10 protein-coding genes are annotated in these 13,214 nt (G+C 48.6%); 5 read left to right on the forward strand and 5 right to left on the reverse strand.

Features of this window, described 5'->3' with window-relative positions:
* Positions 1-140: 140 nt before the first annotated feature.
* From BUB81_RS09805 to apbC, 4 genes are all read right to left on the reverse strand, one after another.
* Positions 141-1,292, reverse strand: coding sequence for a serine hydrolase domain-containing protein (locus BUB81_RS09805; protein WP_084526417.1), 1,152 nt, complete (start codon positions 1,290-1,292; stop codon positions 141-143).
* A gap of 197 nt (positions 1,293-1,489) precedes the next feature.
* Positions 1,490-3,547, reverse strand: a complete 2,058-nt coding sequence (locus BUB81_RS09810; RefSeq protein ID WP_073322117.1) for a glycoside hydrolase family 97 protein — start codon at positions 3,545-3,547, stop codon at positions 1,490-1,492.
* Between the two features lie 235 nt (positions 3,548-3,782).
* Positions 3,783-4,373 (reverse strand): dCTP deaminase, encoded by a 591-nt coding sequence (gene dcd / locus BUB81_RS09815; protein ID WP_073322120.1) that lies wholly within the window; start codon positions 4,371-4,373, stop codon positions 3,783-3,785.
* Positions 4,374-4,502: 129 nt separating this feature from the next.
* Complete coding sequence (gene apbC, locus BUB81_RS09820) at positions 4,503-5,621, reverse strand: iron-sulfur cluster carrier protein ApbC (protein ID WP_073322123.1); 1,119 nt, start codon at positions 5,619-5,621, stop codon at positions 4,503-4,505.
* A 111-nt stretch (positions 5,622-5,732) separates the two neighbouring features.
* Between apbC and metG the strand changes: the two genes are divergently transcribed.
* Positions 5,733-7,778, forward strand: coding sequence for a methionine--tRNA ligase (metG, locus tag BUB81_RS09825; RefSeq protein WP_073322126.1), 2,046 nt, complete (start codon positions 5,733-5,735; stop codon positions 7,776-7,778).
* 463 nt (positions 7,779-8,241) lie between these two features.
* On the opposite strand, the gene BUB81_RS09830 is transcribed toward metG, so the two are convergent.
* A complete protein-coding gene (locus tag BUB81_RS09830) occupies positions 8,242-8,991 on the reverse strand; it encodes a class I SAM-dependent methyltransferase (RefSeq protein WP_073322129.1) in 750 nt (249 codons plus the stop codon).
* A gap of 115 nt (positions 8,992-9,106) precedes the next feature.
* Here BUB81_RS09830 and gloB point away from each other — a divergent pair, with 115 nt between their 5' ends.
* The 4 genes from gloB (at position 9,107) to BUB81_RS09850 (ending at position 13,203) form a co-directional block, all read left to right on the forward strand.
* Entirely contained in the window at positions 9,107-9,892 is a 786-nt protein-coding gene (gene gloB, locus BUB81_RS09835) for a hydroxyacylglutathione hydrolase (protein WP_425435070.1), read from the forward strand.
* Positions 9,893-10,016: 124 nt separating this feature from the next.
* Positions 10,017-11,669, forward strand: coding sequence for a lytic transglycosylase (locus BUB81_RS09840; RefSeq protein ID WP_073322136.1), 1,653 nt, complete (start codon positions 10,017-10,019; stop codon positions 11,667-11,669).
* A gap of 12 nt (positions 11,670-11,681) precedes the next feature.
* A complete protein-coding gene (locus tag BUB81_RS09845) occupies positions 11,682-12,743 on the forward strand; it encodes a hypothetical protein (RefSeq protein WP_073322139.1) in 1,062 nt (353 codons plus the stop codon).
* The gene (locus tag BUB81_RS09850; protein ID WP_073322142.1) at positions 12,727-13,203 is read left to right on the forward strand and encodes a methyltransferase family protein; all 477 of its coding nucleotides are present in this window, start codon (positions 12,727-12,729) and stop codon (positions 13,201-13,203) included. The genes BUB81_RS09845 and BUB81_RS09850 overlap by 17 nt, the downstream gene beginning before the upstream one ends.
* The last annotated feature ends 11 nt before the right edge of the window (positions 13,204-13,214 follow it).

The raw sequence follows: 13,214 nt of genomic DNA on the forward strand, positions 1-13,214 counted from the left end.
ACCGAAAGAGCCGATAAGTGTACTCATATTTTGTCTGATTGCAACGGTTAAGCCTTACAATTATTTGGCTTTTGTTCTGGTTGTCGAAATTTCCATCAGGGTAGAGACTTCACTTTCGATAAAGCGTTAAGGATTATCCGCTATTCAGTTTTGGTAATGGTATTAAACACAGCTTCGCGGACCTCGTTAAACGCCTCGAAGACTTGGTCATTAGAAACATCATTGCACATCATGGCAAAAGATAGCGATAATTCGGGATATCTCGCGAAATAGGTAGCGGTGCCTAACCACCCTCCGGAATGCGAGTATGCCTGATAACCTTTAAACGTATGGATAAACTGCCCATTACCATAAAAGACCCCTTCCCTGGCTTGCTGATCACTGTTCGGCGTATTCATGACGTCGATCAATGCCTGCGGTGAATTACCAATTTTCGGCTGCAGAAAATTATCACTCCAGCGTAATAAATCATCTAAATTAGTGTGTAAGCCACCATCACCAACCCAAAATAAATTTGTCATATCGATAACATAACTGCCATCTTCTAGTTGCTTATAGCCATAGGCCCGGTTTTTAACAATCTCCACAGGATTATCGCTAAAGAAGGTGTGTTTCATGTTCAATGGTTTGAAGACATATTCATGGCTGAACTCTCGCAGTGTTTGGCCAGAAACCTCTTCAACAAGCATAGACAATAAGAAATAGGCAAGATTGCTGTACTGGAATTTCTGTTTTGGAGGCATGGCCAGTGGTACCCGCTTTACCACATCATAAAACTCACTAATGGTAAGGTAATCTTCATTACCTAAACGAAAATCGCCGCCTGCAGCAGATTTTAACCCTGTGTTGTTTGTTGTTTTGCTCCCTTCGTACGAATCAGCAATAAGATCATAATCACCCATACCAGAAGTATGGCCTAACATTTGACGGACGGTTACGGTATGGCCGTAGGCTCGCAATGCGGGTAAATAGGTGTGAATATCCTGGTCAAGATCAATCTTGTCCTGTTCCGCCAACATCAATACGGCAATAGCAGTAAACTGCTTGGAAACCGACGCCATTCTGTGCACTTGATTTCCATCTAACGGTACATTCAGTTCAAGGTTGGCTAGTCCGTAGCCCCCTTTATGTAAGAACTCTCCCTTGTGCATTATTCCCAAATTACAGCCTGGCGCCTCGGCCGATATCGCGGACTGCATGAGTGCATCAATTTTTTGGTTTAGATCCTTTGCATTAGACCAGCCAGAAAGCAGTAGAAAACTCAATGCACTTATCGTAGTTAGTCTGCTCACGATATCTTTCCCTGTTGTTGAGGTCAGTGACAACTGTATAGGCAATGCCGCACCAGTACAATGTTTGTTCGATTCAGTTCTACTGCAAAATGGAAAAGACTAAAAGTATTGTTCTACAGGTAGTTAGGTAATGACGAAAAAAGCGCCTGGAATTGGGCAACCAGACGCCTTTGGTCTCACTGGATTATGTTACTGTATTACAGCTGTTTAAACCTTATAGCCGCACCACCTGCCGCAGCAAGGTGCAGGGTTAAAGTATCTTTACTAGTGACTTTCCGTTTACTGATATCCACGTCATAAGGGTTAGTCTTCCAGTCGGTTCTTTTCGCATCTCTGTAAATTTGCGCTTCAAAAGTCTTACCCGGTTCCAGGAAATCCAGCTTAATGTTTACCGTGCGCGGATCCTCATTTGTAATGGCACCTAAATACCAGTCGTTACCTGAATAATGGCGGTGCTGCTTTTCTTTACGCGCAATCACCAAAAAGTCCCCTACTTCACCTTGCAGCGCTATGCTCTTCTCCCAGTCGGTGGGCACGTCTTTAATAAACTGGAATGGCGCAGGCTTGGCCTCGTAGTTTTCTGGCAAATCTGCGGCCATTTGAATAGGGCTATAAATCACTACATACTCGGCTAACTGCTTGGCAATTGTTGTATGCGGGCGCATGTATTTAGTGCGGCCATGTTCTTCTGTGCCTCCCTGAATGGGCGGGTAATCCAGATCAAATATGCCTGGGGTAAAGTCCATGGGACCAGAAAGCATGCGGGTGAACGCCAGCATAGGAACATGTTCTGCCGGGTTTGGCGATTGCCAGCCTGAGTTATATTCCTGCCCTCTGGCACTTTCACGGGCGATCCAGTTTGGATAGGTGCGGCGCAATCCGGTGTCTTTTACCGACTCATGGGTGTTAATGCTGATCTTGTACTTAGCCGCCGTGTTCACGTTATGAATAAAGTGATTCACCACAGGCTGGCTGTCGGTATATTCAAACCGTTTGATGCCATCTTCAGTGGTACGTTTCAGGCTTTGGCCATGTGCTACGTAACCGGTTTTGATTTGCTCTACGCCCAATTTTTCGTACAGGGCGAAACCATCTTCCATCTGGTTTTCGTAGTTAGTAATGCCGCCCGAGGTTTCATGGTGACCAATTAACTTCACCCCTTTGCTTTTGCCGTATTCAGTGACTTTTTCTATGTCGAAGTCGGGGTAACTCTCGGTAAAAGAAAACAGCTCTGAGTTTTGGATCCAGTCGCCGTCCCAGCCAACGTTCCAGCCTTCAACCAACACACCATCGAAACCGTGCTTTGCCGCAAAGTCCATGTACTTCATGGTGTTTTCAGTGGTAGCCCCGTGCTTTTTACCTGATCCCCAGGTGTATTTCTGGATATGCATGCCCCACCAAATACCAATGTATTTGCCCGGAGTGATCCAATCTACGTCACCCAGTTTGTTCGGCTCATTTAAGTTGAGTGTAAGGTAAGAATTAATAAGGCCAGCGGCATTCGGTGCAATTTGCACTGTACGCCATGGCGTAGTGAAACTTCCCGTTTTGCGTACTTTTGCGCCATCAGCGCGCGGGGCTAAATCAGCTTCAAACCGGCCCAAATTCATGCGATTCAGGCTCATGCCTGCATAATCCACCAGCGCGGCCTCGTGAATAGCCAAATGTACGCCGTTGGCCAGTTTAATGGTCATGGGCGTACTGGCTTTATCGACGTCCTGCAGACGGGTTTCGCGATACAGGTATTCCTGACGCTCATAGCCCTGACCCGGGATCCAATACGCGGTAGAGGTGTGTGAATCAACAATAGAAAACTCGGTCATTTCACGGGTAATAGTGCGCGCGCCTTCGGCATCCACGTGATAACGGAAACCTATGCCATCGTCGAATACGCGTACCTGGACTTTAAACGCATTGTCCGCATCGCCTTTTTCACTGAAGTTGACTACCAACTCGTTATAGTGATTATTGATTAGACGCTGCTCGCCCCAGGGTTGCTCCCAGGTGTCATTGGCGCTATCGCGGCTGACTTCTTTTAATGACAGCTGCTTGTAAATGGGTTTGGCGTCGGCAAAAGAAAAACCCAACCGTCCGGGGCGCATCAGTTCCTCGCCATTATAGGTAACAGTGTATTGAGCAAAGCCACTGTCATCGGAAAAGGTAAACTGAATCGATTTATCGGGCGACGTAACCGACAACTCAGCAGCGGACAACCCACCGCTGACCAGGCAGCCTAAAAGCAATAATGCGCGCATAGGTTTCTCTTAATAGTTTAAGTAGACGTTGCATAACACCCTAGAGCACTTAATCGATTAAGTAAAGAAAATAGCGCATCAAATAAACATTATTTTAACAAAGCGAGTGATGAGTTATTCGTTAAGAAAAGTAAAATTGATATAGGAATTAAAGAGATAAGCAATAGAACCTGCTGCTTTTGCAGAGCACAAAAGCAGCGTATTTACAGTGACGTAAAAATGTCAGAAATGTCGTTTAAGACTGAGAGTCTGAGCTGATACGGCTGGCGACTGCACCGGCCTGCCCTTTGTATTTTGCATCTACGCGGGCATTGTAAGGTTTTTCCGCCGGTCGACTAAGCACTTCAAAACTCAGCGCACCAATTTTCATCATTGGGCGTAGCGCCAGAGGTAATTTTCCGCTGTTATAGAATTCCAGCACTATATTGCCAGACCAGCCAGGATCAATGCGATGTGCGGTTACGTGCACCATTAAGCCTAGTCGCGCCAACGAAGAACGGCCGTCTAACCAACCCACTATGTTGTCTGGCAAGGTCACCGATTCATGCGTAATGGCCAGCGCCAGTTCACCGGGGTGCAAGAAGAAGGCTTTGCCTTCTGGCAACACAATCTCATCACTCATTACCGACTCCAGCGCTGCCTGTACCTCGGCTTTCGGGCCGCTCAAGTCGATATAAGGCGCGGCGTGATCTTCAAACACGCGAAATTTATTACCCAGGCGCATGTCTACCGTTACACCACTGATGTGCTCGTAGCCCGGCTGGGGATCAATGATGATTTTGCCAGACTGCAAATGGTCGTAAATGTCACGGTCGCTTAATCGCATAGAATGTCTCTGTATTGGCTTAGAATGGCGTTAACAATGAACGGCAATAGGTTGTTTAGGGGCGTATTATGCGGTGGTCATAGCTGGCAATCAATCTGAATTGCAGCGAAACTGCCCTGCCCCTGCTTTTTAGTTGTCTACCGGATTAAATACAATGGGATCGCCTTTGATATGCTTCGCGCCATGCTGCGATTCCGGCACGGTCAGCGCCAGTTGCATGGATACAGCTCTAGCCATATCACGGTAAGCGTCAGACAACACATGATCTGGCTCACTAACCAGCAGCGGCTTGCCGTTGCCCGCATGTTCGCGAATAGAAGTATTCAGAGGTAATGCGCCAAGTAGAGGTAATCCGTAACGTTCAGCCAGTGCCTGCCCGCCGTCTTTGGCAAAGATATAGTCTTTATGGCCACACGCGGTGCATTGGTAGTAACTCATGTTTTCAACCAGACCCAACACAGGAATATTCACTTTATTGAACATCGCAATGCCTTTTTGGGCATCTGCTAATGCCAGATCCTGAGGCGTTGTTACCACGACGGCTGCAGTTAACGGCACTTGCTGAGCCATGGTGAGCTGCACGTCGCCGGTACCCGGTGGCATATCTACAATCAAATAATCCAGCACTGGCCACAGAGTTTCATTTATCAGTTGCGCGAGTGCTTTACTGGCCATGGGGCCTCGCCAAATCGCTGCATCTTCAGCGGGTACCAAATAACCAATTGAATTGGCGACCAAGCCATGAGCCTTTAGCGGTTGCATGTGCTTATTATCAGCTGTTTGCGGCCGTTCTGTGGTATTTCCCAGCATAATTGGCACAGATGGGCCATAGATATCCGCATCCAGAATACCCACGGTCGCGCCTTCCTGAAGCAGCGCACTGGCCAGGTTAATACTGGTCGTAGACTTTCCTACCCCGCCTTTGCCCGAAGCCACAGCGATAATGTTTCGCACGTTGGTAACCGGTGGCTTTAACGTTTGCCCACTTTGAATCGACTGGTTCAGGGTTACCGACATACCGCTGTATTTCTCACCGTTATTTTCGCCGTTCAATGCTTGCTGCAAAAACGCTTCAATTGCCGGCCACTGGGTTTTACACGCAAACGGAAACGTGACGGTAACCTGTTTGTCATTTAACGCACACCAACTTATCGCATCAGCGGCTTCAACGGAAAAATAGCTGGCCAGTTTTTCGGCAATAAATTGAATAACTGCGTCAGGTTTTTTAGCTCGACCGGAAAAAAACATGGATTACCTGCAAATTTAAAGGTTTTACAACATTACTTAATGCAAAAAAAGCGCATTTCCGCTAGTATTTGCGCCATTTCCATTAGCTTAAAAGCCGAACAATAATAGTCTATGTCAGAACAGAGTCAGCTTCCCCAAGGCAAGCGCCGTATTTTGGTAACCAGTGCGTTACCTTACGCCAATGGTTCCATTCACCTGGGCCATTTACTTGAGCACATCCAAACCGATATCTGGACGCGTTTCCAGCGCCTGCGCGGACACGAATGTTACAGTGTTTGTGCCGACGATGCACACGGTACGCCGGTAATGTTAAAAGCCCAGGAATTGGGAATTACACCGGAAGAAATGGTGGCTCAAACTCGCGCAGAACACCATCAGGACCTGCTCGACTTCCATATTGATTACAACAACTATTATGTTACGCATTCACCGGAAAATCAGCATTATTGCGAAGAGATTTACCGTCGTTTGGATGCCGCGGGCTACATTAGCAAGCGTACCATTAACCAGTTGTTTGATCCGGAAAAGAACATGTTTTTGCCGGACCGCTTCGTTAAAGGTACCTGCCCGAGCTGTAATGCAGAAGACCAAAACGGCGACAGCTGTGATGTATGTGGTGCAACTTACAGCCCGACTGAAATGAAAAACCCACGTTCAGTGGTATCAGGTGCAACACCAATTCTGAAAGAGTCTGAGCACTTCTTCTTCGACCTGCCGCAGTTCGAAGGTATGTTGAAAGACTGGATCCGCTCGGGTGCTATTCAGGAAGAAATGGCCAACAAGCTGCAGGAATGGTTTGAAGATGGCCTGCAACAATGGGACATCAGCCGTGATGCCCCCTACTTTGGTTTCGAAATTCCCGGCGCGCCTAACAAGTTCTTCTACGTTTGGGTAGACGCACCGGTTGGCTACATGGCCAGCTTTAAAAATTTCTGTGACAGCAACAACGTCGATTTCGACAGCTTCTGGAACAAAGACTCAGATGCTGAGCTTTACCACTTCATTGGTAAAGACATCACGTATTTCCACTGCCTGTTCTGGCCTGCGATGCTGGAAGGTGCGGGTTACCGCAAGCCAAGTGGCGTAAATATTCACGGCTTCGTAACTGTTAATGGCGCCAAGATGTCAAAGTCTCGCGGTACGTTCATTAAAGGCCGCACCTACCTTGACCACCTAAACCCGGAATACCTGCGCTATTACTTTGCGTCTAAACTGGGTGACGGCGTAACCGATATCGACCTGAACTTTGAAGACTTCGCGCAAAAAGTGAATTCTGACCTGGTAGGCAAAGTAGTGAATATTGCCAGTCGCTGTGCGAGCTTTATTACCAAGCGTTTCGACGGCACGCTATCTGACAACGTGCTTGAACCTGAGTTGGTTGCTCAGTTCCAAAATGCGGCTGAGCCTATTGCTGCGCTATTTGAAAAGCGCAAATATCACCAGGCCGTTCGCGAAATTATGGCGTTGGCAGACAAAGCTAACCAGTTTATCGACACCAACGCGCCTTGGGTAACTATTAAAGACGAAACCAAGCAGCAGTTTACTCATGACGTTTGTTCATTGGGCATCAACCTGTTCCGTATTCTGGTTACTTACCTGAAGCCGGTATTGCCTGTACTCGCTGAAAAGGCAGAAGCCTTCCTGAACGACGAACTAACCTGGGAAAGCAGCCAGTCTGTGCTAACCGGTCATGCCATTAACAAGTTTAAGCCAATGATGCAGCGTGTCGAAATGGACAAAATTGAAGCGATGGTTGAAGCGTCAAAAGAAAGTCTGGCGGCTAAGCCGAAAATCGATCCGAACAGCCCGCTGGCGAAAGATCCAATCAGTGAAACCATTTCTTTCGACGACTTTGCGAAAGTTGACCTGCGTATCGCGCGCATCGCCAATGCAGAGCACGTAGAGAAAGCCGACAAGCTGTTGCGATTAGAGCTGGATTTGGGTGGCGAAACCCGTCAGGTATTTGCTGGCATCAAATCAGCGTATGCGCCGGAAGACCTGATTGGCAAACACACTGTTATGGTTGCCAACCTGGCACCGCGCAAGATGCGCTTTGGTATGTCTGAAGGCATGGTACTTGCCGCCGGCCCTGGTGGCAAAGAGCTATACATTCTTGAGCCAAATGAAGGCGCCCAGCCTGGTATGCGGGTTAAATAATGTGTCCCTCGGTTTTCTCTGAGGACCACTGAACAACTTACCTTTCTTAAAAATCCCGGCCATGCGCCGGGATTTTTGTTTATAGCCTACGGGTTTTCATATGCCTTCGGATGTTTCCTGAGTTCCCCGCCTTCGCGGGGATGACGATAAGAAGGAAACGGGGATGACAGAAGCGGTGGGCGGGGATGATGTTAAGGAGGAAGCGGGAATGATGGCTGTAATGGGTTGGGGTGACGGATGTATCAGGCATGGGTAACGGTTATCGGGGGAACTTACATCAATCGTCGTCCCGGCCTTGTGCCGGGAACTTTTGATACAACCCACGGAATTTTCCTACGTCTTCGGGTGTTTCCATAGTTCCCCGCCTTCGCGGGGATGACGATAAGAAGGAAACGGGGATGACGGTTATAGAGGGGAGCCTTCATCTATCGTCGTCCCGGCCTTGTGCCGGGATCTAACACACCTAACTGTGCGTTCTTGAAGCGGCATCGCGCATGCTGGCACCCACAGCAGAGAAACGGGGTTTAACCTTCCACTTCGCTTTAATCGTTGTCATGGGAATCGTGCGTTTACGAGCAAGTAACACATACACAGACGAGCACCAGGGGCAGTGACGACTGCACCATTGTTGCCATGCAGCAGGTTGCTTAGCGGCTTGCTGGGCGAACAAAACAGAAAACAGAATATGACGGTGTTCAACCACCTCAAAACCGAGTAGTTGTAACCAGTCCTTAATGCGGCCTGCCGAGAAAAACCGCGCCGAATGCAGTACGTTACCCCGTTTAATCGGTAAGAAACGCGCCATACCGGTTAAACTAAAAGGGTTGAAGCCACTGATGATGACATAACCATTGGCAGTAATAACCCGGTCCACCTCACGCAGGATTTCATGGGGGTCCTGGGCAAAATCCAGTTCGTTCGCCAACAGCACGCCGTCGATGCTGTTTTCAACATAAGGCAGGTTATCAGAACGCGTGATAATACCGGAATGAGCCGAGGCAACCTGTGTCTGCTGAATCTGGTGGCGTATAGAGCAATCCGGCAGTGAAATTTCGCTACTCAGGTTACCCATCTTAACCATATGATAACCAAACACACGTTGACTGAGCTCGTTGCAAACCTGCTCTATCACGAGTTTTAATTCTTCGCCGCCGGGTAACTCTGACCAGCTCTGAGGGTAATGTGGCGGTTTTGAACGGAACGCAGATTTCATAGCGTGTTGTGGTGATGTCCTTGATTGAATAATACATCGCATGTATTGCATGCAACATAACAACTTTATAGTATCTGGGTATTGAAATACAACATGCGAACAAACGATGACGAGTATGCAGGGATTTCCTACGTCGGTTACGGTCACACCTATCCCGGCGTTTACCGACAACTATATATGGTGTTTGCATAACGGCAGTCAGGCCGTGGTAGTTGATCCAGGTGACGCCGCGCCGGTGTTGGCTTTTTGTGAAAAAAACAGTCTGACACTCTCGGCAATTCTCATTACCCACCACCACCGGGATCACACCGGCGGCATCACCGCGCTCGCAGAAGCAATCGACGACCTGCCGGTAATTGGCCCGCGTGGCGGCCATATCAGTGGCATTACCAAATCAGTCGCTCAGGGCGATATGGTGAAACTGCCCGCTGTGGGTTGCGAATTTTCGGTAATCGAAGTGCCGGGACATACGCTGGACCACATTGCGTTTTACGGTCATAACGCACTGTTTTGTGGTGATACGCTGTTTGCCGCTGGATGCGGCCGCCTGTTTGAAGGCACTCCGGGCCAAATGCACCGGTCTTTAAACAAAATTAAACGACTCCCGCCGGACACCGCAATTTACTGTACCCATGAATATACCCTGGCAAATGTGAAATTTGCGCTTACCGTAGACCCGGAGAACGACCAGCTTAACGCCTATTCAGAGTGGGTCAATACTACCCGTGCCAATGACTTACCAACGCTACCTTCCGATCTGGCAACACAGCGCAAGGTAAACCCCTTTTTGCGTTGTGACGACCCGGCTGTTGTAAAAAACGTCAGCCAGTACGCTAACGCGGAACTTTCAGACGAAATTGCCGTCTTTACCCAGTTAAGGAAATGGAAAGACAACGCTTAACGCGTTCATCTTTAGTACTATTTCCGGCGTAAAACACGCGCGAAGCGAATCAACAGGATGCATTAGTACGCAGACTTGCGTACACTGGCAATGTGCCTCACACGATCTAAGGGTAAGTTTTTAAATGAAGTTTAAGTTGTCTGTATTGTCCATTTTGGTTACGTCTATGCTTACAGGCTGTCAGTTGACCGGCCCGGACGAAGCAGAACCTGAGGTTGCAGACAACCGCACTACCTGCGAAATTGCCCACACCAATATAAACGATCAGGCTGACTGTGAACTCGCCAATGAGGGCGTGATCGAGGTTATGCACCCCACTGAGGAAGTCGAGGTAGACATTGACCCCGCGCAGGATCCTGCAGAGCCAGAGGTCATTGCTAACCTGTGGGTGCGCGCCAGCAATCAGTTTCAGTTTGAAATCCCAGACAACAAACGCATAGCCATTCAGCGCGACTGGTACCTGAAACACCCGGCTTACATGGAACGGGTATCCAAACGTGCCAAGCCTTTCCTGTATTATATTGTGCAACAAATCGAAGCGCGCGATATGCCCCTTGAGCTGGTGTTATTGCCGATTGTAGAAAGCGCCTTTGACCCGTTTGCCTACTCCCATGGCAGAGCTGCGGGTATGTGGCAGTTTATTCCGGGCACGGCCAAACGTTTCGGTATTCAGCAAACCTGGTGGTACGACGGTCGTCGCGACGTTATTGCCTCAACTGCCGCGGCATTGGATTACCTGACCTACCTGAATGACATGTTCGACGGTAACTGGCTGCATGCACTAGCCGCTTACAACAGTGGTGAAGGCCGTGTGGGCAAAGCCATCAAGCGCAATGCCAAAGCCGGAAAGCCCACTGACTTCTGGTCATTGGATTTACCCAAAGAAACCCGCGCTTATGTACCAAAACTGCTGGCACTGGCCGATATTCTGAAAAACCATGAACAATACGCTTTCAAATGGCCTGAAATCGAAAATGCGCCGGTCATCGCTACCGTTGATATTGGCTCTCAGGTCGACCTTGCTTTTGCGGCTGAGTTAGCTGACATGGACCTGAAGTCGCTGCATGCGCTTAATCCCGGCTTTAATCGCTGGGCAACCGACCCAGATGGCCCGCACCGTTTGGTATTGCCGCTGGACAACGCAGAAAGCTTTACGCAGGCATTGGCAAACGTGGAGCGCAATGAGCGGCTTAACTGGGTTCGTCATAAAGTTCGCGCTGGTGACAGCTTGTTGAAGCTGGCGAAGGAATATCACACCACGGTTGATGTGATCAAAAGCGTGAACGATATGCAAGGTAATATGATCCGGGTTGGCGATCACATCATGGTTCCTGTGGCGCTGAAAAAGCTGGACGCGTATTCGTTATCGGAAGATCAGCGACTGGCGACCACCCAGAACAAAAAACGTGGTAGCTACCAGCTAACGCACGAAGTAAAGTCTGGCGATACCCTATGGGATATCAGCCGTAAGTACGACATCAGCACCCGTTCGTTAGCAAAATGGAACGGCATGGCCCCTACCGATCCACTCATGCCGGGAAAAACCCTGGTGATTTGGGTGAATGAAGCCAGTGACGAGCAAAAACGTGACGCGATTATGCGCACCCTCACCTATACGGTGAAACGCGGCGACTCGCTGGCGCGTATAGCACAAAAATTCAATATCCGTACCAGCGATATTACCAAGTGGAACAACCTTAACCCGAAAAAATTTCTGCAGCCGGGTCAGAAACTCACGTTGCACGTCGACGTGACACGCCTTAAAAATATCGGATAAGCAGGAGGCCCAATGTTAAGGATTAACCGGGAAAACCTGCGCAACAGCCACGAAGGGCCTTGGTTACTGCTCGACCTGACTATGTTGGGTCTGCTGCTTCTTAACCTGCTGTTTTTATTATTCGACGGCCTGTACGGCACCGCGTTTGTGCAGGATACGCTGAGTAGCTGGTCACCGACTTTTGTCAGTTTCTACGAACCCATTCACCGCAACTTTATCCTGGTCGATCTGATCTTCATTACCATTTTCCTGAGTGAGTTCTTTTTGCGATGGGCAGTGGCCATAAAACGCAAAGAACACCTCAGATGGTATTTTTTCCCGTTTTTACGATGGTATGACTTAGTCGGCTGTATTCCCTTGGGCGGTACCCGAATATTCCGTTTTCTGCGAATATTCTCGATTCTGTACCGATTGCACAAACATCAGATTATCGACCTGAACCAGACCGCCCTGTATCGGTTTATCGCGTTTTACTACGACGTATTTGTTGAAGAATTAAGTGACCGTATAGTCGTAAAAGTACTATCGGATGCGCAGCAGGATATCGCCGCGGGCTCTCCGCTCATTGAAGACATCACGCAAAATGTATTAGCCCCGCGTCGTCCGGTGATCAGCAACTGGCTATCAAGCATGGTGAATCACTTCGGTCAGTCAATCAACGACAGTAAACACGGCGATGTGATTCGACGCCATGTGAAAGACAGCGTAGGCAAAGCGGTGCGAGAAAACGCGCAGGTCTCTACTCTTTCTTACGTACCGGTTGTCGGCAAAACCATTGAAAATACCCTGGAAAGCGCCGTAACAGATATCGTTACCGCCTCAATAGTGAACCTGCTCGCCGATCTGGAAGCAAAAGACATTGAGGAGTTTTTTGCGCACGGGTTAAAAGACTTCACCGTTGCCGAAGAAAACCTCGAAGATGAGTTTTTACTGGTCGTCAACGAGTGTATCGAGGCCATAAAAGGTCATGTATCACAGCAGCGCTGGAAGTCCCATTTAATCGAGAAGCAACAACAAAAACAGGCGAATAAAGCCGCCAACATCGTGGATGATACTGATGTTAAAGCACCTTGAGCTTAAAGTCCCGCCAGTGGTTGTGTTTCTACTGGCACTCATTGCCACCTGGTTTGTTAGTGATTTTGGCTGGCTGCCGCTGCCCTATCCACTGCGACCTTTGGGATTTGTGATTTTTGTTGCCGGGGGTATTGTAGGCATTGCCGGTGTCGTCGCGTTCAGGAAACACCGCACCACCGTCAACCCTCACAGTATTCAGAACGCCAGCAACTTAGTCAGTAGCGGCATATTTGCATACACACGAAACCCTATGTATCTGGGCTTGGTGATGGGCGTTGCAGGCAGTGCGTTTATTTTTCGAGATGCAAGCGGGTTTGTGTTTGCACTCGCCACCTTGTTGTACCTTCAACGTTTTCAAATTCAACCCGAAGAGCGCATGATGCATACGCTTTTCGGTGATGAATTTGCCGCTTATTGCACAAGAGTAAACCGTTGGCTGAGTTTGTCAGCCAACGATTAGTGTCTTTAAAT

Source organism: Marisediminitalea aggregata, from assembly GCF_900129565.1.
Lineage (GTDB): Bacteria > Pseudomonadota > Gammaproteobacteria > Enterobacterales > Alteromonadaceae > Alteromonas > Alteromonas aggregata.